Annotated in this window: 24 protein-coding genes; 12 read left to right on the top strand and 12 right to left on the bottom strand. The window is 56.6% G+C overall.

All coding sequences use genetic code 11. The features are described from left to right. Positions 1 to 4 precede the first annotated feature (4 nt). The 5 genes from ubiI (at position 5) to K2184_RS22525 (ending at position 6,956) form a co-directional block, all read left to right on the top strand. Entirely contained in the window at positions 5 to 1,207 is a 1,203-nt protein-coding gene (gene ubiI, locus K2184_RS22505) for an FAD-dependent 2-octaprenylphenol hydroxylase (RefSeq protein ID WP_064372035.1), read from the top strand. Between the two features lie 420 nt (positions 1,208 to 1,627). Next, entirely contained in the window at positions 1,628 to 2,722 is a 1,095-nt protein-coding gene (gene gcvT, locus K2184_RS22510; RefSeq protein WP_049128108.1) for a glycine cleavage system aminomethyltransferase GcvT, read from the top strand. Between the two features lie 22 nt (positions 2,723 to 2,744). Next, positions 2,745 to 3,134 carry a glycine cleavage system protein GcvH gene (gcvH, locus tag K2184_RS22515; RefSeq protein ID WP_004105585.1) on the top strand — a complete coding sequence of 130 codons (390 nt, stop codon included), beginning with the start codon at positions 2,745 to 2,747 and terminating at the stop codon, positions 3,132 to 3,134. 144 nt (positions 3,135 to 3,278) lie between these two features. Beyond that, complete coding sequence (gcvP, locus tag K2184_RS22520; RefSeq protein ID WP_023321616.1) at positions 3,279 to 6,152, top strand: aminomethyl-transferring glycine dehydrogenase; 2,874 nt, start codon at positions 3,279 to 3,281, stop codon at positions 6,150 to 6,152. A gap of 60 nt (positions 6,153 to 6,212) precedes the next feature. Continuing rightward, positions 6,213 to 6,956, top strand: a complete 744-nt coding sequence (locus K2184_RS22525; protein WP_004105581.1) for an SDR family oxidoreductase — start codon at positions 6,213 to 6,215, stop codon at positions 6,954 to 6,956. Positions 6,957 to 7,065: 109 nt separating this feature from the next. Here K2184_RS22525 and K2184_RS22530 read toward each other — a convergent pair whose 3' ends face one another. The 3 genes from K2184_RS22530 to K2184_RS22540 all read right to left on the bottom strand — a co-directional run bounded on the left by K2184_RS22530 (position 7,066) and on the right by K2184_RS22540 (position 10,027). After that, positions 7,066 to 7,557, bottom strand: coding sequence for a protein disulfide oxidoreductase (locus K2184_RS22530; RefSeq protein ID WP_049128111.1), 492 nt, complete (start codon positions 7,555 to 7,557; stop codon positions 7,066 to 7,068). Between the two features lie 187 nt (positions 7,558 to 7,744). Then, positions 7,745 to 9,178 carry a 6-phospho-beta-glucosidase gene (locus tag K2184_RS22535; protein ID WP_004105576.1) on the bottom strand — a complete coding sequence of 478 codons (1,434 nt, stop codon included), beginning with the start codon at positions 9,176 to 9,178 and terminating at the stop codon, positions 7,745 to 7,747. Between the two features lie 120 nt (positions 9,179 to 9,298). Further along, the gene (locus K2184_RS22540) at positions 9,299 to 10,027 is read right to left on the bottom strand and encodes a MurR/RpiR family transcriptional regulator (protein WP_032705250.1); all 729 of its coding nucleotides are present in this window, start codon (positions 10,025 to 10,027) and stop codon (positions 9,299 to 9,301) included. A gap of 50 nt (positions 10,028 to 10,077) precedes the next feature. On the opposite strand from K2184_RS22540, the gene yqfB reads away from it, so the two are divergent. After that, positions 10,078 to 10,389 carry a N(4)-acetylcytidine aminohydrolase gene (yqfB, locus tag K2184_RS22545; RefSeq protein WP_004105571.1) on the top strand — a complete coding sequence of 104 codons (312 nt, stop codon included), beginning with the start codon at positions 10,078 to 10,080 and terminating at the stop codon, positions 10,387 to 10,389. A 161-nt stretch (positions 10,390 to 10,550) separates the two neighbouring features. After that, the gene (trhA, locus tag K2184_RS22550) at positions 10,551 to 11,210 is read left to right on the top strand and encodes a PAQR family membrane homeostasis protein TrhA (protein ID WP_004105569.1); all 660 of its coding nucleotides are present in this window, start codon (positions 10,551 to 10,553) and stop codon (positions 11,208 to 11,210) included. Positions 11,211 to 11,369: 159 nt separating this feature from the next. Here trhA and dagF read toward each other — a convergent pair whose 3' ends face one another. The 8 genes from dagF to ygfZ form a co-directional block, all read right to left on the bottom strand. Beyond that, complete coding sequence (gene dagF, locus K2184_RS22555) at positions 11,370 to 12,113, bottom strand: 2-dehydro-3-deoxy-phosphogluconate aldolase (protein WP_016809672.1); 744 nt, start codon at positions 12,111 to 12,113, stop codon at positions 11,370 to 11,372. After that, the gene (dgaE, locus tag K2184_RS22560; RefSeq protein ID WP_016809673.1) at positions 12,100 to 13,209 is read right to left on the bottom strand and encodes a D-glucosaminate-6-phosphate ammonia lyase; all 1,110 of its coding nucleotides are present in this window, start codon (positions 13,207 to 13,209) and stop codon (positions 12,100 to 12,102) included. Before dgaE ends, dagF begins: the two co-directional genes overlap by 14 nt. A 3-nt stretch (positions 13,210 to 13,212) precedes the next feature. Beyond that, the gene (locus K2184_RS22565) at positions 13,213 to 14,073 is read right to left on the bottom strand and encodes a PTS system mannose/fructose/sorbose family transporter subunit IID (protein WP_014839507.1); all 861 of its coding nucleotides are present in this window, start codon (positions 14,071 to 14,073) and stop codon (positions 13,213 to 13,215) included. After that, the gene (locus K2184_RS22570) at positions 14,070 to 14,819 is read right to left on the bottom strand and encodes a PTS mannose/fructose/sorbose/N-acetylgalactosamine transporter subunit IIC (protein ID WP_004124968.1); all 750 of its coding nucleotides are present in this window, start codon (positions 14,817 to 14,819) and stop codon (positions 14,070 to 14,072) included. The genes K2184_RS22565 and K2184_RS22570 overlap by 4 nt, the downstream gene beginning before the upstream one ends. 25 nt (positions 14,820 to 14,844) lie before the next feature. Beyond that, complete coding sequence (locus K2184_RS22575; RefSeq protein ID WP_004854068.1) at positions 14,845 to 15,330, bottom strand: PTS system mannose/fructose/N-acetylgalactosamine-transporter subunit IIB; 486 nt, start codon at positions 15,328 to 15,330, stop codon at positions 14,845 to 14,847. A 12-nt stretch (positions 15,331 to 15,342) separates the two neighbouring features. Next, entirely contained in the window at positions 15,343 to 15,768 is a 426-nt protein-coding gene (locus K2184_RS22580; protein WP_004854067.1) for a PTS sugar transporter subunit IIA, read from the bottom strand. A 120-nt stretch (positions 15,769 to 15,888) separates the two neighbouring features. Next, positions 15,889 to 18,687: a transcriptional regulator DagR gene (gene dagR / locus K2184_RS22585; protein WP_023321613.1), complete on the bottom strand. Its 2,799-nt coding sequence runs from the start codon at positions 18,685 to 18,687 to the stop codon at positions 15,889 to 15,891. Between the two features lie 175 nt (positions 18,688 to 18,862). After that, a complete protein-coding gene (gene ygfZ / locus K2184_RS22590) occupies positions 18,863 to 19,846 on the bottom strand; it encodes a tRNA-modifying protein YgfZ (RefSeq protein WP_004115279.1) in 984 nt (327 codons plus the stop codon). 243 nt (positions 19,847 to 20,089) lie between these two features. Between ygfZ and sdhE the strand changes: the two genes are divergently transcribed. Continuing rightward, positions 20,090 to 20,356, top strand: coding sequence for an FAD assembly factor SdhE (gene sdhE, locus K2184_RS22595; protein ID WP_004105561.1), 267 nt, complete (start codon positions 20,090 to 20,092; stop codon positions 20,354 to 20,356). Next, entirely contained in the window at positions 20,337 to 20,747 is a 411-nt protein-coding gene (locus tag K2184_RS22600) for a protein YgfX (RefSeq protein WP_004105559.1), read from the top strand. The genes sdhE and K2184_RS22600 overlap by 20 nt, the downstream gene beginning before the upstream one ends. A gap of 8 nt (positions 20,748 to 20,755) precedes the next feature. Here K2184_RS22600 and fldB read toward each other — a convergent pair whose 3' ends face one another. Further along, entirely contained in the window at positions 20,756 to 21,277 is a 522-nt protein-coding gene (gene fldB / locus K2184_RS22605; protein WP_004105557.1) for a flavodoxin FldB, read from the bottom strand. Between the two features lie 121 nt (positions 21,278 to 21,398). On the opposite strand from fldB, the gene xerD reads away from it, so the two are divergent. From xerD to recJ, 3 genes are read left to right on the top strand one after another with little or no spacing between them, the layout of a single operon-like run. Next, the gene (xerD, locus tag K2184_RS22610) at positions 21,399 to 22,295 is read left to right on the top strand and encodes a site-specific tyrosine recombinase XerD (RefSeq protein WP_134883792.1); all 897 of its coding nucleotides are present in this window, start codon (positions 21,399 to 21,401) and stop codon (positions 22,293 to 22,295) included. Between the two features lie 22 nt (positions 22,296 to 22,317). Continuing rightward, complete coding sequence (dsbC, locus tag K2184_RS22615; protein WP_004105554.1) at positions 22,318 to 23,031, top strand: bifunctional protein-disulfide isomerase/oxidoreductase DsbC; 714 nt, start codon at positions 22,318 to 22,320, stop codon at positions 23,029 to 23,031. Positions 23,032 to 23,036: 5 nt separating this feature from the next. After that, complete coding sequence (gene recJ, locus K2184_RS22620; RefSeq protein WP_024274698.1) at positions 23,037 to 24,770, top strand: single-stranded-DNA-specific exonuclease RecJ; 1,734 nt, start codon at positions 23,037 to 23,039, stop codon at positions 24,768 to 24,770. Positions 24,771 to 24,827: the final 57 nt, after the last annotated feature.

Here is a 24,827-nt window from a genome sequence, read left to right on the forward strand (position 1 = left end):
AAACGTGCAAAGTGTTGATGTCGCTATTGTTGGCGGTGGAATGGTGGGGCTGGCGGTTGCCTGTGGTTTGCAGGGCAGTGGATTGCGCGTCGCCGTGCTGGAGCAGGCCGCGCCGCAGCCGTTAAGCGCGGATGCGCCGCCGGCGCTGCGGGTGTCGGCAATTAATGCCGCCAGCGAGAAGCTGCTGAACAAACTGGGCGTCTGGGAGGACATAGTCGCCCGGCGCGCCAGCTGCTACCACGGTATGGAAGTGTGGGACAAAGACAGTTTTGGCCGTATCAGCTTTGATGACCAGAGCATGGGCTTTAGCCACCTTGGGCATATTATTGAAAACGCCGTGGTGCATCATGCTCTGTGGCAAAAAGCGCAGCGCTGTGCTGACGTCACGCTACTGGCCCCGGCGCAGCTGCAGCAGGTCGCGTGGGGCGAGAATGAGGCCTTTCTTAGCCTGCAGGACGGCAGCATGTTAACCGCCCGGCTGGTGGTTGGCGCCGATGGCGCCAATTCGTGGTTGCGTAATAAAGCCGATATCCCGCTGACCTTTTGGGATTATCAACATCATGCGCTGGTTGCCACTATTCGCACCGAAGAGCCGCACGAAGCGGTGGCGCGTCAGGTATTTCACGGCGATGGTATTCTGGCGTTCCTGCCGTTAAGCGATCCTCATCTCTGTTCTATTGTCTGGTCGTTGTCTCCTGAAGAGGCGGAACGAATGCGGCAGGCAGACGAGGCCGCTTTTAATCAGGCGCTGAATATTGCCTTCGATAACCGTCTGGGTTTGTGTTCCGTAGAGAGCGAACGTCAGGTTTTTCCGCTCACCGGCCGCTACGCGCGGCAGTTTGCCGCCCACCGTCTGGCGCTGGTTGGCGATGCCGCCCATACCATTCATCCGCTGGCGGGGCAGGGCGTTAATCTTGGCTTTATGGATGCCGCCGAACTGATTGATGAGCTGAAGCGCCTGCATGCGCAGGGCAAGGACATCGGCCAGCATCTCTATCTGCGTCGCTATGAGCGCAGCCGCAAGCACAGCGCTGCGGTGATGCTCGCGGGGATGCAGGGCTTCCGCGACATGTTCTCCGGCAGCCATCCGGCGAAAAAGCTGCTGCGCGATATTGGACTCAAGCTGGCGGATACTCTCCCTGGCGTGAAGCCGCAGCTTATTCGACAAGCAATGGGGCTAAACGATCTCCCGGCCTGGTTACGTTAAGTACGTCACACTTCTCTCTCCCGGCCTGCGCGCCGGGTTTTCCCTCTCATTTGAAATAATCTAATTTCACCTCTTTTTTCGCATTAGTTTTATTAATGTCACCTTTTTTTTGTTATAGAAATTAGGCTCATCTTTTCGCAGAAAATATCATCATGCTCTGCTTTTTTAACGCTGTTGTTTGTTTTTGTGCGGGCTTAATCGCTTTTTTGTAGGTAAAAATTCTGTAGCCTCTTCGGGTGATTTTGGTCATAAGCTAATGTGATGTCCTGACCGGGCTTATGGTTTAGTGCGGATATCGGTGGTAAGTTCAGGCCAAAGAGAACGTTTGCGTCGGCATCCGTTTGCGATGCTGGCGGCGCGTTTCGTGGCGCAATATTGGCAAAAATAGTGGCTGGTTCCGTTTTATTCGATGAGGAAAAGATGGCTCAACAGACTCCGTTGTTTGAACAACACACGCTATGCGGCGCGCGCATGGTGGATTTCCATGGCTGGATGATGCCGCTGCATTACGGATCCCAGATCGATGAGCACCATGCGGTGCGCGGTGATGCCGGAATGTTCGATGTGTCGCACATGACCATCGTTGATTTTCACGGCAGCCGAATTCGCGAGTTCCTGCGCTATTTGCTGGCTAACGACGTGGCGAAGCTCACCGTCCCGGGCAAAGCGCTCTATAGCGGCATGCTGACCGCCTCTGGCGGCGTCATTGACGACCTGATTGTTTATTTCCTTTCTGAAGATTATTTCCGCCTCGTTGTTAACTCCGCCACCCGTGAAAAAGACCTCGCCTGGATCACCCAGCAGTCTGAATCCTATGGTCTTGAAATGACCGTGCGTGACGATCTTTCCCTGATCGCTGTACAAGGTCCAAAGGCAAAAGAGAAAGCGGCGACGCTGTTTACCGACGCGCAGCGCCAGGCTGTAGAAGGCATGAAGCCTTTCTTTGGCGTGCAGGCGGGCGATCTGTTTATTGCAACCACCGGCTATACCGGCGAAGCGGGTTATGAAATCGCGCTGCCGAACGAGCAGGCGGTGGATTTCTGGCGCGGCCTGCTGGACGCGGGCGTTAAGCCGTGCGGCCTTGGCGCGCGCGATACGCTGCGTCTGGAAGCGGGAATGAATCTTTATGGCCAGGAGATGGACGAAGGCGTCTCTCCGCTGGCGGCTAACATGGGCTGGACCATTGCCTGGGAGCCTGCTGACCGTGACTTTATCGGGCGTGAGGCGCTGGAACTCCAGCGTGAAAAAGGCTCCGAACAGCTGGTCGGTCTGGTGATGACCGAGAAAGGCGTTCTGCGCGGCGGCCTGCCGGTACGCTTCAGCGATGCCGAGGGCAATCAGAAAGAAGGCATTATCACCAGCGGGACCTTCTCCCCGACGCTGGGCTACAGTATTGCCCTGGCGCGCGTACCGGAAGGCATCGGTGAAACCGCCGTGGTGCAGATTCGCAACCGCGAAATGCCGGTCAAAGTGACGAAACCCGTTTTTGTACGCAACGGCAAAGCCGTGGTGTGATTTCCCATTTGGAGATGAATTAATGAGCAACGTACCAGCAGAACTGAAATACAGCAAAGAACACGAATGGCTGCGTAAAGAAGCGGACGGTACCTATACCGTCGGAATCACCGAGCACGCGCAGGAGCTGCTTGGCGATATGGTTTTCGTTGACCTGCCTGAAGTGGGCGCCGCCGTTGAAGCGGGCGCCGACTGCGCGGTGGCCGAATCCGTCAAGGCGGCTTCCGATATCTACGCGCCAATTAGCGGCGAAATCGTTGCCGTCAATGAAGAGCTGAACGACTCACCTGAGCTGGTCAACAGCGAGCCGTACACCGGCGGCTGGATTTTTAAAATTAAAGCCAGCGATGAAGCTCAGGTTGCCGCGCTGCTGGATGCGACCGCATACGAAGCTCTGTTAGAAGACGAATAAATACGCATCTTCCTTCACGTAGCAGTGGCGTTGGCTTCCTGCAACGCGAATGATTTTGCATATTCTGGCCCGGTAAGCATCAGTGCTCGCCGGGCAAACCAGTCAGACAATCACGATTCACCGCACGTTCAGGAACCATCGCTCATGACCCAGACTTTAGGCCAGCTTGAAAACCGTGACGCCTTTATTGAACGTCACATCGGCCCGGACGCCCGACAGCAGCAGGAGATGCTGAATACCGTTGGCGCCGATTCGCTTAACGACCTGATTGGCCAGATTGTGCCGCAGGATATTCAGCTGGCGACGCCGCCGCAGGTGGGTGAAGCAACCACAGAATTCGCCGCGCTGGCGGAGCTGAAGGCGATTGCCGGTCGTAACAAGCGCTTCAAGTCGTACATTGGCATGGGTTACACCGCCGTGCAGCTGCCTCCGGTTATTCAGCGCAATATGCTGGAGAACCCGGGCTGGTATACCGCCTACACGCCTTATCAGCCGGAGGTTTCCCAGGGTCGCCTGGAATCACTGCTGAACTTTCAGCAGGTAACGCTCGACCTGACCGGTCTGGATATTGCTTCGGCCTCGCTGCTGGACGAAGCCACTGCCGCCGCGGAAGCGATGGCAATGGCCAAACGCGTGAGCAAACTGAAAAACGCTAACCGTTTCTTTGTTGCCGCCGATGTTCATCCGCAGACGCTGGACGTGGTGCGCACCCGCGCGGAAACCTTTGGTTTCGATGTGATTGTCGATGATGCGGAGAAAGCCCTCGACCATCAGGACGTCTTCGGCGTGCTGCTGCAGCAGGTAGGGACGACCGGCGAGGTTCATGATTACAGCAAACTGATTGCTGATCTGAAAGCGCGCAAAGTGATTGTCAGCGTCGCAGCCGATTTTATGGCGCTGGTTCTGCTGACGGCTCCGGGCAAGCAGGGCGCGGACATTGTGTTTGGCTCCGCCCAGCGCTTCGGCGTACCTATGGGCTACGGCGGCCCGCACGCGGCGTTTTTTGCCGCAAAAGATGAATTCAAACGTTCCATGCCGGGCCGTATTATCGGCGTATCGAAAGATGCGGCGGGCAATACCGCGCTCCGCATGGCGATGCAGACCCGCGAGCAGCATATCCGCCGCGAGAAAGCGAACTCCAATATCTGTACCTCCCAGGTACTGCTGGCTAATATTGCCAGCCTGTACGCCGTGTTCCACGGCCCGGCCGGCCTGAAGCGTATCGCCAGCCGCATTCATCGCCTGACCGATATTCTGGCCGCAGGTCTGCAGAAAAAAGGCCTCAAGCTCCGCCATGCGCACTACTTTGACACCCTGTGCGTGGAAGTGGCTGATAAAGCGGCTGTGCTGGCGCGGGCGGAAGCGCTGCAGATCAACCTGCGTAGCGATATTCATCACGCCGTCGGGATCACGCTCGACGAAGCCACCACTCGTGAAGACGTTCTGAACCTGTTCCACGCTATCGTTGGCGACGATCGTGGCCTGGATATCGACGCTCTGGATAAAGACGTGGCTCTGGACAGCCGTTCAATCCCGGCCAGCATGCTGCGCGACGATGCGATCCTCACTCATCCGGTGTTCAACCGCTATCACAGCGAAACCGAGATGATGCGCTATATGCACGCGCTGGAGCGTAAGGATCTGGCGCTGAACCAGGCGATGATCCCGCTGGGCTCCTGCACGATGAAGCTGAATGCCGCCGCCGAGATGATCCCTATCACCTGGCCGGAATTTGCCGAACTGCATCCGTTCTGCCCGGTCGATCAGGCCGAAGGCTATCACCAGATGATCGCTCAGCTCTCCGACTGGCTGGTTAAGCTGACCGGCTATGATGCGGTATGCATGCAGCCGAACTCCGGCGCGCAGGGTGAATACGCGGGCCTGCTGGCGATTCGCCATTACCACGAGAGCCGTAACGAAGGGCATCGCGATATTTGCCTGATCCCAAGCTCCGCACACGGTACTAACCCGGCTTCCGCGCAGATGGCGGGGATGCAGGTGGTGGTGGTCGCCTGCGATAAAAACGGCAATATCGACCTGGCGGATCTGCGGGCCAAAGCCGAGCAGTATGCGGCGAACCTCTCCTGCATCATGGTCACCTATCCTTCCACCCACGGCGTCTACGAAGAGACCATCCGCGAAGTGTGTGAAGTGGTGCATCAGTTTGGCGGCCAGGTTTACCTTGACGGCGCCAATATGAACGCCCAGGTCGGCATTACCTCTCCGGGCTTTATCGGCGCGGACGTCTCGCACCTTAACCTGCATAAAACCTTCTGCATTCCGCACGGCGGCGGCGGTCCGGGGATGGGACCTATCGGCGTCAAATCGCACCTGGCGCCGTTTGTACCGGGCCACAGCGTGGTGCAAATTGAAGGCATGCTGACCCGTCAGGGCGCAGTTTCCGCCGCGCCGTTCGGCAGCGCCTCCATTCTGCCGATCAGCTGGATGTATATCCGGATGATGGGCGCAGAAGGGCTAAAACAGGCAAGCCAGATGGCGATTCTGAACGCCAACTACATTGCTACCCGTCTGAAAAACGCGTTCCCGGTGCTGTATACTGGCCGTGACGGTCGCGTGGCGCACGAATGCATTCTGGATATTCGTCCGCTGAAAGAAGAGACCGGCATCAGCGAGCTGGATATCGCTAAGCGACTGATCGATTATGGTTTCCACGCCCCTACCATGTCCTTCCCGGTCGCCGGCACGCTGATGGTGGAACCGACCGAATCGGAAAGCAAAGTGGAGCTGGACCGCTTTATCGATGCGATGCTGGCGATTCGCGGCGAGATCGACCGCGTGAAAGCCGGCGAGTGGCCGCTGGAGGATAACCCGCTGGTGAATGCGCCGCATACTCAGGGTGAACTGGTGAGCGAGTGGAACCATCCGTACGCTCGTGAACTGGCGGTGTTCCCGGCCGGGCTGAACAATAAATACTGGCCGACCGTTAAGCGTCTGGACGATGTTTACGGCGACCGCAATCTGTTCTGCTCCTGCGTACCGATGAGTGAATATCAGTAATCTGCTGATTAGGCTATTTTTTAAAGGCGCTGCGGCGCCTTTATTTTTTGGGAGAATGGTATGACGATAGCATTGGTGACGGGCGGTAGCCGCGGAATAGGTAAAGCAACGGCGCTGCTGCTGGCGCAGGAAGGCTATACCGTGGTAGTGAATTACCATCAGAATAGCGCTGCCGCGACCGACGTGGTGAATGAGATTCGCGCCTGCGGCGGCAACGCCGTTGCGCTCCGGGCGGACGTCAGCGATGAAGCGCAGGTGATGGAGATGTTCGCCGCTATCGACCGCCTCGGTGAACCGCTTTCCGCGCTGGTCAATAACGCCGGGATTTTATTTACCCAGGGGACGATTGAAAGCCTTTGCGCCGAGCGAATTAACCGGGTGCTGGCCACCAATGTTACCGGCTACTTCCTTTGCTGCCGGGAGGCGGTAAAGCGGATGTCGCACAAGCATGGCGGTAAAGGTGGGGCGATTGTGAATGTTTCATCCGCAGCATCGCGCCTCGGGGCGCCGGGAGAGTACGTGGATTATGCCGCTTCAAAAGGCGCGGTTGATTCCCTGACCACCGGATTGTCGCTGGAGGTCGCGGCGCAGGGCATTCGGGTTAACGGCGTGCGCCCCGGATTAATCTATACCGATATGCACGCCAGCGGCGGCGAGCCGGGACGCGTGGATCGCGTCAAGTCGATGCTGCCCATGCAGCGCGGCGGGCAGCCGGAAGAGGTGGCGCAGGCGATCGTCTGGCTACTGAGTGATAAGGCCTCCTACGTTACCGGCAGCTTCCTCGAGCTGGCGGGCGGGAGATAGCAGGCAATCCATTTCCCGGGGCGCGGCTAACGCCTTGCCCAGGGAACAAAATCGGTATATCGCAGCGAACGGGTAGCCCTGCTAAGCGCAGCGCGAGCAGGGAAATACGCTATGACGCCAGCCATAGCCGCAGGCGCATTCCCCAGTTGCTGGTCCAGCCGGTGGTGACTGACTTCACCTCGCCGCGCGAGATAACGATAAGGGTCGGCGTGACCTGTACCTCCCACCCTTGGGATAGCTGACCGCTGGCGTCATTGATCGTCGGCAGCGCTATTTTTTTATGCGCCAGCCAGCGCGCCAGGGTGGCCTTATCGCCCGAACGTAACGCTACCGTCATAACATTACCGCCATCGTCGGCTAAAGCAGCCACCGACGGGGTGGTATAGCGGCATACGCTGCACCAGGTTGCCCAGACGTATAGCAATAAGGGACGCTCCTGGCTCATTGCCGCCAGATCGACCGTTCGGCCATCAAGCGTTTGCAGCGGCATGCTGGAGAAATTCTGCGGCAGTGCGGGCCTGCGTAGATAATCCACCGTCAGACTGACGGCGGCAACAATCAGGATCCATGTCAGGAGCTGTCTGAAGACTTTAAGCATCATTTTTCTACATTGTAATGCGCCGTAACGGCCGGCAGCGTGCGGCGTTGATTCACTGAGTAAACGTCAGCAGCTCAACGATTGTTGCGGTTTATCTTATCGGTTGAGGGCGCGTAAGCAACGCTAATGCTGTAAAGAAGTGTCTGTTTTGTGGGAAGTTTTGCCCCTCCCGAGGGGAGGGGCAAGATGATTACAGTTTCTCGCCGTTGCTGGCGATAACCTCTTTGTACCAGTTAAAGCTCTTTTTGCGCGAGCGGGACATATCCCCGGTGCCGTCGTCATGCTTGTTGACGTAGATGAAGCCGTAGCGCTTGCTGTACTGACCGGTTGTGAAGGAGACGCAGTCGATGCAGCCCCACGGGGTGTAGCCCATGAGTTCAACGCCATCGTAGGTCACCGCTTTGATCATCTCTTCAACGTGAGCGCGAAGATAGTCGATGCGGTAGTCGTCGTTGATGCTGCCGTCTTCTTCTACTTTATCGTACGCGCCAAAGCCGTTTTCGACGATGAACAGCGGTTTCTGATAGCGTTCATACAGTTCGCACAGCGCATAGCGCAGGCCAACCGGGTCAATTTGCCATCCCCAGTCGGAGGCTTTGACATGCGGATTGGGCACGCTGCCTTCAAAGCCGGAAATTGCGTCGCCGGTGCCGCCTTCCGCTCTCACCGCGTTGGTCATGTAGTAGCTGAAACCGAGATACGCACAGGTGCCTTCACGCAGGATTTGCGCATCGCCTTCATCCATTTTGATATTGAAACCGCGGCGTTCCCACTCGTTCAGGACGTAGCTCGGGTAGTAGCCGCGCAGCTGTACGTCGGTAAAGACGTAGCGTTCACGCATCGATTCCTGCGCAAACATCACATCTTCCGGCTTACAGGAGTACGGATAGAGAGGAACCATCGCCAGCATGCAGCCAACCTGCATTTCCGGGTTGATTTGACGCGCCGCTTTCACCGCCAGCGCGCTGGCGACGAATTGATGATGCAGCACCTGGTACATGGTCTCTTCCGGGTTTTCATGTTCGGTATAGACTACGCCGGAGCAGCAGTAGCCAAACAGCGGCGCGCGCCAGTTACGCTGGTTGTTGATCTCGTTGAAGGTCATCCAGTATTTCACTTTGTGCTTATAGCGCTCGAAGACCGTTTCGGCAAAACGCACAAAGAAATCGACCACTTTGCGGTTGGTCCAGCCGCCGTACTGCTGAACAAGATGCAGCGGCATCTCAAAGTGGGAGAGGGTGATAACCGGCTCGATGTTGTACTTCAGCAGTTCATCGAACATGTCATCGTAAAATTTTAGCCCTTCTTCATTTGGCTGGGTTTCGTCGCCTTGCGGAAAGATGCGCGTCCAGGCGATGGAAGTACGGAAGCACTTGAAGCCCATCTCGGCGAACAGCTTGATGTCTTCTTTATAGCGGCCGTGGAAGTCGATGGCTTCGTGGTTGGGGTAGTATTTACCCGGCTCGACCTGCTGGGTTATCTCACGCGGTACGCCGTGCGCGCCGCCGGTTAGCACGTCGCAGATGCTCGGGCCTTTGCCGTCTTTATTCCAGCCGCCTTCAACCTGATGTGCGGCGACCGCACCGCCCCATAAAAAGTCTTTTGGTAAAGGGATTTTTTTCATCTTTGCTCATCTCGTCATAATGGCTGTTGGCTGCGAGTCTAACAAAGGGAATATAAATGTCACGATATAACAATTTGCCTGAAATGGAATTTGTTACATCGGAAAAACACCCTGTTATTTTCAGACGAGTTTGCGCGCTAATTTACGGCCTAACGTTTCCAGAATATAAATAACCGGGATCTGCGTGGTAATATCGTAGACGCCGCCGATGCGCGTTTGCGGAACGTGCCAGGAGAGATTGAAGTCGGCGAGCTTTGCCAGCCGCGAGTGCTCGTGGCTGGTGATGGACATCACTTTACAGCGATGCAGGCTGAACTGGCTGGCAAAGCGCAGGATTTCTTCGGTTTCACCGGAGACCGACAGCACAATAGCCAGAGCATTACGCGCCATATCATTGGTCACCGGAAAATAAGGATCGTCGATATGATTGCTGAATTTTCCGACGTTAGAAAAGAAACGTGCGCCATATTTTGCCAGCGCGCCGGAGGTGCCGGCGCCGACGAAAATAATTCTTTCCGAAGCGAGTATAATATCAACCGCCTGCTCGAGCAGTTGGTCAAATTCATCGTTATTGATGCTTTTAAAAAAGCTCATTATTTCGCTGGCGCCGATATTTGCCTGTTGAGGCTCATTCTGCTCCAGATATAATTTAAAGCGTACGCGAAACTCCGAGTAGCCTTCGCACTGCAGCTTGCGGCAGAAGCGCAGAACGGTAGTCGTGGAGACTCCGGCCGCTTCCGCCAGCTCGCGGATGGTCATGTACATCACTTTGTCGCGATTTTTAATGACGTAGTGATAGACCATAATCTCAAGATTATTGAGACTGGCGATAGCGGCGTGGGAGAAGATACTCACAGTGGCAAACTCACAATTCATAATGACCAGGACGGAATGATATCATGCAGCCAAATGACATAACCTTTTTTCAGCGTTTTCAGGACGACATTCTCGCCGGACGCAAAACGATTACCATCCGCGATGCTGCTGAATCGCACTTTAAAATGGGCGATGTGCTGCGCGTTGGCCGCTATGAAGATGACGGCTATTTTTGCACTATTCGCGTGGTGGCCACCTCAACGGTAACGCTGGATACGCTGACCGAACTGCATGCGCAGCAGGAAAACATGACGCTGGCGCAGCTGCGTGAGGTGATTGCGGAGATCTATCCTGAAGAAAAGCAGTTTTATGTTATTGAATTCGAAAAGCTTTAATAAAATAGTGAACGTCTGTTAGTTGAAATTTTTATGTAAGCTTTTGATTTTATACTGTTCATAAATATTCACCTTTTTATTTTAGCGAACAGGTGTTCACTGGAATCATTCTCAGTTAACCTAAGTGTGCATTGAAAGCGTACGGGTTTTCGGAGTCAAATATGGTTCGCAAATCGTTAATCACACAGGGATATTCTCTGGCAGAGGAAGTTGCCAACAGCATCAGTCACGGGATCGGGCTGGTGTTCGGTATCGTTGGTCTGGTGCTGTTGTTGGTGCAGGCGGTAGATAGCAACGCCGGCGCAACGGCTATCACCAGCTACAGTCTGTACGGCGGCAGCATGATTTTGCTGTTCCTCGCCTCGACCCTCTATCACGCGATTCCGCATCAGCGGGCTAAGCTGTGGCTAAAAAAATTCGACCACTGCGCCATCTACCTGCTGATTGCCGGAACCTACACGCCGTTTCTGCTGGTGGGGCTAAATTCGCCGCTCTCGCGCGGGCTGATGATCGTCATCTGGAGCCTGGCGCTGCTGGGGATCCTGTTTAAGCTGACGATTGCGCATCGTTTTAAGATCCTCTCTTTAGTGACCTATCTGACTATGGGCTGGCTGTCGCTGATCGTCGTTTATCAGCTGGCGATTAAGCTGGCGATTGGCGGCGTGACGCTGCTTGCGGTGGGCGGGGTCGTCTATTCGCTGGGGGTTATTTTCTACGTTTGTAAGCGTATTCCGTACAACCACGCTATCTGGCACGGCTTTGTGCTGGGCGGCAGCGTGTGCCACTTCCTGGCGATTTATTTGTACGTCGGGCAGGCTTAAATTTTGAGAAATCTCCCGGCTCGCGCTACGCTTAGCCGGGCTACAGGTTCACCGTCGTCTGAGGGCTGGTAGCCCGGACATGGCGCGCCAGCGCCGCCTCCGGGACATTCTCCGTTGGTGATGGCTTGCCTGCCTGGGCTACGGCCTGGTGTTTTTTATTCAGACCACGGCTTTCACGATATCCATTAATCTGCGGATATCTTCTGGCCGGGTATTGCCGGTTTGCGGGTCGATTATCGAGCTGTAAACATGAGGCATCACGCGAGGTACGCCTGCTTCCAGGCAGCTTTGCAAAATAATGCCAAAGTTATCGAGATCGATTCCGCCGGTTGGTTCGATTAACGTCATCCCGTTACGAGCTGCCGTGGTCGCCAGCATATACAGCTCCGGTAACGACTTTTCGCCGCCCATGGGGAAAAACTTCGCCGCATGGGCCCCCATGTCCTGCATCATGCGTACCGCCGCATCGCAGGAGACGCGTGCCGGCGTACCCTGACAGCTGCTGACGCCGGTGGAGATAAGAACCTCGCCAGGGGTTCCCGTTGGGCTGACCAGCGCGTTAATGCAGGTCTGCTGCCCGCCCGTAGCTGCCAGCGCCCCTGCGGCAAACCCGCAGCCGGTAAAGGTCTGATTAACATGCGCCGGGTGAAGCGCTGACGCGATCATCGCCGCTTTGTAATACTGCGCAGGATCGCCGGCGCCCAGGCCTACGGAGATGGAGGGTATCTCCGCCATCCAGCGTTTTACCTCCTGAACACCTTCTTCTACGGAGGCAAATTGTGCAGAGAGGACGCCAATCGCCGCATGGCCTTCGGCGGCATCATAAATTTCCCGGGCGTTAGCGATATCTTTCGCCAGTACGTTAATTGCCACTCGTTGGCGATAAAAATTAATTTGCTGCATGGTTTGCAATCTCCTTTAAGCGCGCCACGATCAGGGCCATCTCCCCTTCAGCCACCGTTCGTGGGTCCAGACTAAAAACCCCCTGATGGAGGTTATAGCGCCGGGCGTAAATGGCGATATCGCCATTGCGCAGCTGTGCTTCGACTTCGCGGGCATCCAGGCCCAGCGCCTGGGCATTCACCTGAATGCGGATACGCCAGATAGCGCGTCCGGCTTCATCCTGCTCAATATCGGCTTGTAAGCCGTTTATCGCTGAGATCGCTTTCGCGACGGGCAGGAGTTCCTCGGCAGTGACCACCTTCTGCCCCTGATGATAGTGTTCCAGCGCATAAACCAGACCGACCATATTCTCCTTGCCGATTTTCATCGCCCGGGCAATACCGTGATGCTGCGCCTTACACGCCGCTATCCACTGTTTTTTCCCGGTGATGAATCCGGAGGTGGGCGCGTTAAACGCTTTTGCCCCGCTATAGATAACCATGTCCGCTCCGCTTGCCGCCCAGACGCGTAAATCCTCCTCGGCGGCGGCATCAACAATCAGCGGCAGGTTGTGAGTCTGTGCGACCTGCACGAAATCCTCGATACTCAACATCCCTTTTTGCACGCAGTGGTGTGATTTCACATACAGCAGGGCGGCAGTACTGGTAGAGATCGCGCTCTCCAGCTGCCAGCGCGCCGCCAGATTGCTTGAACCGACCTCCACGACGCGCCCACCGCCTAAGCGAATCGCGCTGGTGATGGGCGCGCCGTAATCGACGTTATGCCCGCGGAGCATGACGACTTCGTTGGCCATACCGCGACTGTCCGGCATCTGCATCACTCGCGCCTGGTCGCCATGGGTAATCGCGGCGGCCACGGCGATGGCGATTCCCGCCGAGGCGCAGGAGGTGATATAGCTGTCCTCCGCACCGGTAAAGCGGGAGACCCGCTCGCCGGTGCGGTCTACCAGCCTGTCGATTTCCACAAAGGCCGATGCCGCCCGCGCCGTTGCCTGCATCACCTCCGGCGCCACGCTGGAAACGCCCAGAATTGTCATTTTGCCGCAGGCGTTAATCACCTGTTTTAAACCCAACTGTTGATAGATATTCTGCGTCATGGTTTACAACACTCCCAGCAGCGAACAGACCACGCTGAGCGCGACAATTGACAGCAGAATGGTGGTGTAGCGCGGCCCTTTCTTCACCAGATAGAAGTAGATGGCAAACACCGCCGCCAGCGGCAACAGGCCGGGCGCGATAGAGTCGAGGATTTGCTGGACCACCACCTCCGAGCCCTTCAGCGCGCTGAGCTTTAAGGGAGTCGTTATTTTGACGTAGCTTGCGGAGAGCGCGCCCATCATAATCAGGCCCAGCACGTTCGCGCCATAGATAAGCTCCTTAATTCGCCCTCCCTGGAGCAGGCCGATGATTGAGTCGCGTCCCAGGGTGTAGCCTTTGTGCACCATGCCGTAGCTGATCGCCAGCGTAATGGCCGGATAGAGAATTAAAGGCACAATACCGCCCATCGCGCTGCCGCTGGCGGCGAACGGGATGAAAATTGCAATCAGCAACGGCATGACGGCCGCCCAGATGATCGAGTCCCCCATTCCGGCCAGCGGCCCCATCAGCCCGGTCTTAATCCCGGTGATAGACGCGTCGCTAATCGGTTCACCGCGGGTTTTCTGCTCCTCCATCGCAATCGAGATCCCCTGAATCACCGCGCCAAAGGTCTGCTCAGAGTTGAAGAAGTTCAGATGGCGTTTTAGCGCCTCCACCTGCTCTTCTTTTTGCGGGTAGAGTTTTTTGATAATCGGCGTCATTGAGGCGCAGAAAATCAGGCTTTGTAAACGCTCATAGGAGCTGGAAACTTCCGCGCCCAGCCAGTAAATAAACCAGGCTTTGGTGATGTCCGCTTTGGTCAGCGTGCCGTTCTCCCGCGCGCGCTCCACCAGTTCATGCTGCATTACATCGCTGCTCATCATGCTGCTCCTTCATTTTTCGCCAGGCCCTTAATCAGGAAGGCCACGCAGGTACCAAAGATTGCCATCGCCATGATGTCCACCTTCAGGTAAAGCACCGCAAAGAATCCGCCGATAAACCACGGCAGCAGGCTCTTCTTACCGATCACCATGATGGTGATGGCAAAGCCCAGCGCCGGCAGAATGCCGCCCATAATTTCAAAGGAGTGAGTCAACCAGTGCGGCATCAGCTTGAGGAAACTTTCCACCACGTCCTGGCCAAAATAGTTGGCAGCAAACACTACCGGGAAACGCAGCACCAGGCCGAGCAACGCCGGGTAGAGGAACGCGCAGCGCATAATGCCGCCCATGTTGGCCGTTTCCGCGTGTTTATCCGCCATATGGACCCACGCGGCGTTCAGCGTGCGTCTGAGCTGGTCAAGGAATACGCCGATCACGCCAAACGGGATGGCCAGCGCGATGGCCAGGTTCGGATCCATTCCGGCTTTTACGGCAATAGGAATCGAGATGCAGGCGGCCAGCGCCGGATCTGACGGCACGTTACCGCCGGGCGTTGAGGTCACGCCGAGGTAAACCAGCTGCATGCCAGCGCCAATAATCATCGCTGTTTCCATGTTGCCCAACAGCAGGCCGACAAAAACGGCGATCACCACGGGTTGAAGCAGCATGGCGGAGAAGGTGTAGCCAAGGCGTAAGCGGGCAAACCAGTAATACAATCCCATCAGGCTTGCAAAGACTAAAGTATCCATAATTATTTACCCTGTTATCAGAGGATTAGAATTTTTTCAGGATATCGTCCAGCGACTGCGGCTTATCTTCCGGGATAGTCTGGAAGACCGCCTTAATCCCTCGACTTTTCAGGTCGTGAAGAATGCCAACGTCTTTTTCATCCAACGTGATGTTCTGGAAAACGACCTTGCGGTTCGGCCCGCCGCCTAAGCCGCCAACCTGAATGGCGGAAACATCAAACCCGAGCTGTACGGCCTCCTGAATCGCCGCGAGAGAGGGGAACAGCACCAGCACGCTGCCGTCGCCAAGCTGGTTTTCTTTCCACGATGCGGCAAAGCTCTGATTGCTGTAGCAATCCACTTTGATGTTTGGCGGTGCCGCCATCAGATAGATATTTTTCATAAACGGATCGGCATCCAGCTCATCACTCACTACCGCAATCCGGTTGGCCTGGGATTGTCCGACCCACTTCGTCACCACTTGTCCATGAATGAGGCGGCTGTCGATGCGACATAACACGATGTTAGCCATGATATTTTTTCCTTATTGTGATTGTTGTAATTGACGCACGTGGGCGACAACGTCCAGACAGCTGCTGCGCGCGGCTTCGACCAATTCAGCTACGCAGGCGGATAGCGGCCCCTGTTCCCGCTTGTCCAGGGCCTCCAGCAGCAGCGAGGCATTCAGTCCGGAAATCACCGCCACCGGATAATCGGCGCTTAGCCGCGCGGCCACGTTAGAGGTGGTCCCGCCAATAAAATCGGTCAGAATAAGCGAGCCTTCGGGCAGGGTTTTCACGACAGCTTCTACGCGCTGATAAAACTCGCCCAATGTATCGACGGGCATCAGGGCGATTTCCGTTACGCCTTTAATTTCGCCCGTCACCATGCACAGGCTGTTGCAGAGTTGTTGTCCCCAGCCGCCATGGGTCAGCAGCAGGATCTGGGACAAAGGTTCAGTGGTAATCAAAATGGCCTCCTGGCGCTATTACGTTGACATACGTAATAAGAGCAAAGGCTGTGCCAGAATTTGTGTCACATGGGGGGAGAAGAGGGGCAGGCGCGGCGTAAAGCCACGCCAGTTAAGGGATCAGCGATATAGCAGTTCGTAGATATAAAAATATTCCGCGTCGGATAAACGAATGGCATAAGCCTCTTCGATCGGCTGGAAGGCGGATTTAATGACACTAAACGCGCGGACGTCCAGCGCGGGCTGGCTCTCCAGCGACATCTGTAACGGTTTCCGGTTAATCACGATACGCTCGACCATGCAACAGCAGTGGATCAGGAAGCGCAGTGTCACCTGGCGGCTGGGTTTCAGCGAAAGCGAGGTGGTTAAATGGTTAAACACGCCCTCCATTTCTTTGAGAATGCGCTGGGGATTGAGTACCGAAATATGGTTGATGATACTTTCCATGGTCAGCGCGCTGATGAAGCGCATCGCGCTGCGCTCCATCTCCAGACGGCGCTCACTGCTTGATAGGTCCGGCGTGAGCAGGCTGAGCACCAGTTCCGGCCCCTGCTCGGAGAACAGCTCTTCAAGTGAGATAAACGGAATGTCCGGCAGCCCCGGCTGGAAGGTGCCGACAATCCCCGCCAGTCGCTCACCGGCCAGCAGCGACTGCTGAACGCGCTCCAGGCTGCGAACCTCGTTGTAATCAAGGATCACCATTCGCGTATCCTGCGACATCAGCTCGCCAAAACTTTCCTCCAGCACTTTTTTGATTTTCTCTGCGGTTCCCATGCCGGTAATGCAGGAGATCACCAGCACCTTACCGCCGTTCTCCTGCTGCGGAGTACAGAGCTGACAGGGGATATTTTTACTCTGCAGTAATTCCGCCAGCTGCGGTAGCTCGCTGGTTTCATAGCTTAAATCCAGACCCAGCTCCAGCAGACTGGTCAGCGTAATATTGGGCATTAACAGGACGTCAATCTTGAATAGCTTGCTGATGGTGCTGCCAAAATGCACCAGCGAGCCGATATCCACCATCAGAATCAGCCGCCGGTAGCGTTGGGTCTGGATCCGCTGGGTTAGCGTTTCCAGCGTGTCATGCACCGACTGCTCAAAGGGCATATCGATGGCGCTGAACAGCTCGCGCTCCAGTACCCGGTTGACGTACTGCGCCTGACTGGTCGCCGTCGTCGCGCCGTGGGCGATTAAAATGACGCCGCAGTCGGGACTGGCGTCGATCCGCTGGCGATAATGGCGACACTCTTTCAGGAACAGACAGAGCCAGACGACCTCCGTCGCCGGGCACTGAATATGCAGCAGTTCGTTGATTTTCCGGCACAGTAGAGTCGCGTTTTCATACTCGTCTTTGCAGCGGTCGAGGATCAGGCTGGAGGAGTAGAGCTGCGGGATCAGCCCGCGCTGCACGTAGCCAATTAGCGCCAGAAAGTGTTTACGCAGCGGATTCATCAGGTTTTCTGGCAGCGTAAAGCCCAGCACCTGTTCCACACAGCCAATCAGCAGGGTCACCCGCTCTTCAATCCGATCGCCATAGCGCGGCGGATGGGCCACGCTGTCGCGGCTGTAGAGGCCATATTCGAAGATGGAACTGAGTTTGTTTTTGAGGATCGCCAGCGTTTCAGCCGGTGGGACGTTGCTGTTGCGCAGGTTGACGTATTCGCGGGTCAGGAAGCTGTAAAACAGATCGCTTTCTTCGATCTCCGCTCCTGTCGCCAGAGAGGTTTTCAATGCGGGTAACGTGCGCGCATCAACGCTTAGCCGATCCTGGCCGTCAAACAAGGTATCGATCAGCAGACGCTGTTCCGGGGTGGCGTTGAACGGCACTTCTACCAGCCGTTTATCCAGCCGGAGCGTGTCGTTATGCTCGGTCATTCCCGCAGCCCACGCCTGGGCGCAAAGAAACTGGATATCGCTTTTGAGCTGGCCGATATTGCCTTCCAGCGGTTTATTCAGCAGCCAGAGCAACAGCGTTTTGTCGATACTGACCGTACGCTCAATTTTGCGGCTCTCGCGCTGGAGAAAACCGACAATAAGTTCCACCTGTTCTTCCACCGAGCGCTGACGGATCCCGGGGAGATCGATACAGACCTGGATGCGCCTCTGGAAGGTTCGCAGCAGCGCTGAGCTGACCGGTTCGGTGGTGGCGCAAATCAAGCGTACCGTGATCGACCGCGCCGTGGCGCTTGAACCGAGCGGGCGATATTGGCCTTTGTCGAGAATGGAGAAGAGTTTTTCCTGTCCTTCATACGGCAGACGGTGCACCTCATCAAGCAGCAGATATCCGCCGTCCGCCTGCTCCACCAGACCGGCTTTATTCTCACTGGCGCCGGTAAATGCGCCCTGTCGATGGCCGAACAAATGCGAAGAGAGCAGCTCCGGGTTATGCGCATACTCGGCGCAGTTAAAGTAGACCAGCGGCGGGGGGGAACCCGCCGCATGCTCGCAGGCAAAACGGTGCATCAGTTCGGCAAAGAAAGTTTTACCTACCCCGGAGGGGCCGGTCAGCAATACATGGAGCCCGTGAGGATAAAGCACCGCTGCGCGGCCTTTTTCTACCGCATCACGGAGGCTGCGATCGTAGCCAATCAGGCTGCTGAAGGGATCATCCGTTGAGCAACCTTCCTGATGCGGCAGAAGGTCGGCAACCGTACGCACTTCACATTCGGTATCATTCAGTCTGCGCCCCAGCAGCGTTTCCATTGCCTGGCGGTGCCAAAAGAACACGGGGCGTCCTTTGCTCTTAATCACCAGGCCGTCGTTCCATAATTGATTGAGATCTTTGCTGACCGAGTTGCGCGCAAGCCCGAGGTTAAAGCCGATGGCTTCCGCCGTAAATGCCGTTTCCTGTTCCAGATCCGCAAGATTCAGCCCGCGAGTTAATCGCTCCAGTTCCCCCAGTATGACCTCAATCCGTCTCATCTCTTTTACCGCTTAAGAAATAAATGATTGTTCAGAACATACACTATTCTTCTACGCATGAAAGTGGCCTGGGCCAGAGATGGCGCATTTGCGCAAAGCGCGCGGTCGCGGGTGTTTCGTGGTTTGCGGGTGGGGTAGCGCCGCCTCCAGGAAGAAGGCGGCGGGGAATATCGCTTTAACTCTCTTCCAGCGAATACGGCAGCGGCTCAATGCTCAGGCTGCCGGCATCGTCGCGCACGCGGAATACGCTGCCCGGCTCCATATCGTTATTCATCACTACCTGCACCAGCAGGCGACCATCATCCAGCTGCACGGCCGCTAAAACGGTACCGGTACGACGCCAGTTGTCACCCATCTTCATTTCCAGGTCTTCCCCGGCTTCAGGCACGCGGCTGGCGGTCCCGGCCAGATACCACAGGGCGCGCTTATTGGCACCGCGGAATTTAGCGCGGGCAACCATCTCCTGACCGGTATAGCAGCCTTTTTTGAAGCTGATGCCGCCCAGCGCCTGCAGGTTGGTGGCCTGCGGAATAAACTGCGCGCTGTTGGCGCTGTCGATGACCGGCAGGCCAGCTTCAATATTCAGCGCCAGCCACTGCTGGCTATTGTTTAGCTGTGCTTCGCCGCGCAGCGCGTCGGTGATGCGGGTGGCGGTTGCCACATCGGTCACCAGCAGGAAGCGCTCGGCGGGATGCTCAAACCACAGCACGCTGGTGGCACCTTCGCTGACAACCTGTTTATCGGCATTTGGCAGCTCGTTAAACAGCGGCGTCAGCGCAGCGCGTGCCTGGAACCCGGCAACGCCCAGCAGCACGGATTCATCGTCGGCGGCGATGGTCACTTTAGAGAACACCGCATACTTTTTCAGTTCAGTCAGCTGCGCATCGCGCAGGCTGCGGCGCTCAATCCACGCAAAACCCTCGTTGCGACGGAAAACGCGCAGATTGCTCCACATCTTGCCCTTGGCGTCACAATGCGCGGCAAGCAGATGCTGCTCGTCGGTCAGGTGGCTGACGTCAGCGGTGATCTGCCCCTGCAGATATTTCTCGCCATCCGGCCCGGTAATCGTCGCCAGCGCCCAGTCATCCAGCGTCATCAGCGTTAACGGCAGACGAGCGGAAGAGGAGGGCTGACGCGGAGGAAAAGGTGTAAAAGCCATAGTCATATCCTGAATAGCTTAACGCAGAGTGTGTGACTAATGGTAAAAGAGCTATGGTGCAATGCAAGCGCTTTTGCCAGGCCATTCGTGCCCTCAAAACTGGGCGCTAACGCGAACGAAATTATCAATAACCTGATTATTTTAGAGATTTCATGGAATAGCGCTCGTGAATCTTGATATTCCAGTGAAGTCAGCGGCGAAAACGGGTTAAACTAAGCAATATTTATAAGCAGGAAGTAAAACATGGATATTAACAATAAAGCTCGCATCCACTGGGCATGCCGCCGGGGAATGCGTGAACTCGATATCTCCATCATGCCGTTTTTTGAGCATGAGTACGATACGCTCAGTGATGACGATAAGCGGTTGTTCATCCGCCTGCTGGAAAATGACGATCCGGACCTGTTCAACTGGTTGATGAACCATGGCGAACCGGCTGATGCAGAACTGCAGCGGATGGTAAAATTAATTCAGACACGGAATCGGGAACGTGGTCCTGTGGCAATCTGATTTACGCATCTCGTGGCGAGCGCAATGGTTCTCACTGTTGATGCACGGCGTGGTGGCGGCGCTGGTGCTGGTGTTGCCCTGGCCGCTGAGCTATACCCCGCTGTGGCTGATACTGCTGTCGCTGGTGGTGTTCGACTGCGTGCGCAGCCAGCGGCGGATCCATGCCCGACAGGGGGAAATAAAGCTGCTGATTGACTCTCGCCTGCGCTGGCAAAAAGCGGAGTGGGATATCGTCGGCACCCCGTGGGTAATCAATAGCGGAATGCTGCTGCGTCTGCGAAATACGGAAAACCAACGCACTCAGCATCTATGGGTGGCGGCGGATAGCATGGACGCGGGCGAGTGGCGCGATCTGCGTCGGCTGGTGTTACAGAAACCGACGCAAGATTAAGCCTGGACTCAGGCGAACTGCTCAGCCATTTCGCCGAGGATTTGCTCGCACCAGTTCTGAATACGCTCATCGCTCAGGTCATACTGGTTGGTTTCATCGAGCGCCAGACCAACGAACAGCTGGCCGTCGGCGATGACCGGTTTCGGGCTGGTAAATTCATAGCCTTCGGTTGGCCAGTAGCCGATGAACTTAACCCCTTTTGTTGCCAGCTTATCGTGCAGCATGCCGAGCGCGTCAAGGAACCATTCGCCGTAGCCTAGCTGGTCGCCCATGCCATAGAGCGCGACGATTTTACCCTGCAGATCCAGCGTATCAAGCTGCTGCCAGACCGCCTCCCAGTCCTCCTGGATCTCGCCAAAATCCCAGGTTGGAATGCCGAGGATCAGCACATCATATTGCGTCATCAGGGCAGGGGAATCATCTTTCAGGTTATGCAGCGTCACCAGTTCAGGGCCGATGATATCGCGGATTTTTTCCGCCGCCATTTCTGTGTAGCAGGTGCTGGAGCCGTAAAAAAGACCTATGTTCATCGCGGAAACGTCTCAATTCTTGCTGTGACTTTGCGCTTAGTGTACCAGAAAGGCCGCGCCCGCCTGCAACTCGAATTATTTAGGGTATAATGGCGCCGTTTTAATATACAAAGAGGCCGGAGTGGAACAGGATCTCGCACAAATCGAGCAGTTTCTTGATGCCTTGTGGCTGGAGCGGAATCTGGCGGAAAACACGCTGAGCGCCTACCGCCGGGATCTGACGATGGTCGTGGAATGGCTGCATCATCGTGGCCTGTCGCTTGCTAGCGTCAGCGGCGAAGATCTCCAGTCGCTGCTGGCGGAGCGGCAAACCGGCGGTTATAAAGCCACCAGCACCGCGCGCCTGCTAAGCGCCGTGCGTCGCTTCTTCCAGCATCTGTACCGGGAAAAAATTCGCCCCGATGACCCCAGCGCGCTGCTCGCATCGCCAAAGCTGCCGCAGCGGCTGCCGAAGGATCTGAGCGAGGCGCAGGTTGAGCGCCTGCTTCAGGCCCCTTTGGTTGAACAACCGCTGGAACTGCGTGATAAAGCGATGCTGGAAGTGCTGTACGCCACCGGTCTGCGCGTTTCTGAACTGGTGGGCCTGACCATGAGCGATATCAGCCTGCGTCAGGGCGTGCTGCGCGTGATCGGTAAAGGAAATAAAGAACGTCTGGTGCCGTTAGGCGAAGAGGCGGTACTGTGGGTTGAGAATTACCTGGAGTACGGGCGTCCCTGGCTGCTGAACGGCGTGGCTTCCGATGTGCTTTTTCCCAGCCAGCGCGCGCAGCAGATGACGCGCCAGACGTTCTGGCATCGAATTAAGCACTATGCCTTACTGGCGGGAATTGACAGCGAAAAGCTATCTCCGCACGTGCTGCGCCATGCGTTCGCTACCCATTTACTTAATCACGGCGCTGACTTACGCGTGGTGCAGATGCTGTTAGGACACAGCGATCTCTCCACGACGCAGATCTATACCCACGTGGCGACCGAGCGTCTGCGACAACTCCATCAACAGCATCACCCGCGTGCGTGAGTGCTGAAAAAAAGGACTGAGTATGAAAAAAGGTTTACTGATGTTCACTCTGCTGGCGACCACCTTATCCGGTGCGGCGCATGCCGATAGCGCGGCGATCAAGCAACTGCTGGCGAAGCTTGGCGTGCAGAGCTCGGACGTGCAGCCTTCGCCGGTCAAAGGCATCAGCACCGTGTTGACGGACAGCGGCGTGCTGTACGTCACCGATGATGGTAAACACATTATCCAGGGGCCGATGTACGATGTCAGCGGCGCGCAGCCGGTAAACGTTACCAATGCGCTGCTGGGGGGGAAGCTAAACGCCCTGGAAAAAGAGATGATCGTCTACAAAGCGCCGCAGGAAAAACATGTCATCACCGTCTTCACCGATATTACCTGCGGTTACTGCCACAAGCTGCATGAGCAGATGAGCGACTATAACGCGCTGGGGATTACCGTGCGCTATCTGGCCTTCCCGCGCCAGGGGCTGCAAAGCGAAGCCGAGCAGAATATGAAGGCTATCTGGTGCGCCAAAGATCGCAACAAAGCGCTGGATAACGCGATGAGCGGCAAAGGCGTGCAGCCAGCGAGCTGCGATGTTGATATCGCTAAACACTACACGCTCGGCGTGCAGCTTGGCGTTAACGGCACGCCGGCGATGGTGCTGAGCGACGGTACGCTGATGCCTGGCTATCGCGATCCTAAAGACCTGAAAGCGCTCCTTGATGAGCATCAAAAACAGATAAGCGGTAACTGATTCGCGTGAAACAACAGATACAACTACGCCGCCGCGAGGCGGCTGACGGCGTCGATTTACCTGCCGATCTCCCTCCGCTGCTGCAGCGGCTGTACGCCAGCCGCGGCGTGCGTAGCGCGCAGGAGCTGGAACGCGGTGTAAAAGGTATGCTGCCATGGTCGCAGCTGACCGGCGTCGAAAAAGCGGTAGAGATGCTCTACGGCGCATTTAAGCAGGAGCTGCACATTGTGGTGGTCGGCGATTTTGACGCCGACGGCGCTACCAGCACTGCGCTTAGCGTTCTGGCCCTGCGGGGGCTGGGCTACGGCAACGTCTCGTACCTGGTGCCAAACCGTTTTGAGGATGGCTATGGCCTGAGTCCGGAAGTGGTCGATCAGGCTCACGCCCGCGGCGCGCAGATGATAATGACCGTGGATAACGGCATTTCCTCCCACGCCGGCGTCGAGCGCGCCCATGCGCTGGGTATTCCGGTGCTGGTGACCGATCACCATCTGCCGGGGGATACGCTGCCTGCCGCCGAAGCGATTATTAACCCGAACCTGCGGGACTGCGAGTTCCCGTCAAAATCGCTGGCCGGGGTTGGCGTGGCCTTTTATCTGATGCTGGCGCTGCGCACTTTTCTGCGTGATAAAGGTTGGTTTGATGAGCGCGGCATTGCGCCGCCGAATCTGGCGGATTTACTCGATCTGGTGGCGCTTGGCACCGTGGCGGACGTCGTACCGCTGGATGCCAACAACCGTATTCTGACCTGGCAGGGGCTGAGCCGCATTCGGGCAGGTAAATGCCGTCCGGGCATCAAGGCGCTGCTGGAAATCGCCAACCGCGATCCGCAAAAGCTGGCGGCAAGCGATCTCGGCTTCGCGCTTGGCCCGCGCCTTAATGCGGCAGGGCGGCTGGACGACATGTCCGTCGGCGTGGCGCTGCTGCTGTGCGACAACACCGGCGAAGCGCGGGTGCTGGCCAATGAGCTGGACGCGTTAAACCAGACGCGTAAAGAGATAGAACAGGGGATGCAGGCGGAAGCGCTGACCCTGTGTGAAAAGCTGGAACGCAGCAGCGAGACGCTGCCCGGCGGCCTGGCGATGTACCACCCGCAGTGGCATCAGGGCGTCGTCGGCATTCTGGCCTCGCGTATTAAAGAGCGCTTCCATCGCCCGGTTATCGCCTTTGCGCCCACCGGTGACGGTACGCTCAAAGGCTCAGGTCGGTCGATTCAGGGGCTGCATATGCGCGATGCGCTGGAGCGTCTGGATACCCTCTATCCCGGGCTGATTCTGAAGTTCGGTGGTCATGCCATGGCGGCGGGTTTGTCGTTAGAAGAGGCGCGTTTTGAGGAGTTTCAGCAGCGTTTCGGCGAACTGGTGACCGAGTGGCTCGATCCTGCGCTACTGCAGGGCGAAGTGGTCTCCGACGGCCCGCTGGCGGCGGCAGAGATGAGCATGGAGGTCGCACAAATGCTGCGCGACGCCGGGCCATGGGGGCAGATGTTCCCTGAGCCGCTGTTCGATGGCCGTTTTCGTCTGCTACAACAGCGTCTGGTCGGCGAGCGTCACCTGAAGGTGATGGTTGAGCCGGTCGGCGGCGGCCCGCTGCTGGACGGTATTGCGTTCAATGTGGATACTTCCATTTGGCCGGATAACGGCGTTCGCGAAGTTCAGCTTGCCTATAAGCTGGATATCAATGAGTTCCGCGGCAACCGCAGCCTGCAGCTGATCATTGACCACCTCTGGCCAAATTGAGAACAGTATATTAATGAGAGCGCGAATCCGGTAGAATTCCGCTCTTATCACCGCATT

The sequence above is a fragment of the Klebsiella sp. K5-306 genome, assembly GCF_051835185.1.
In the GTDB taxonomy this organism is placed as follows: Bacteria; Pseudomonadota; Gammaproteobacteria; order Enterobacterales; family Enterobacteriaceae; genus Klebsiella; species Klebsiella oxytoca.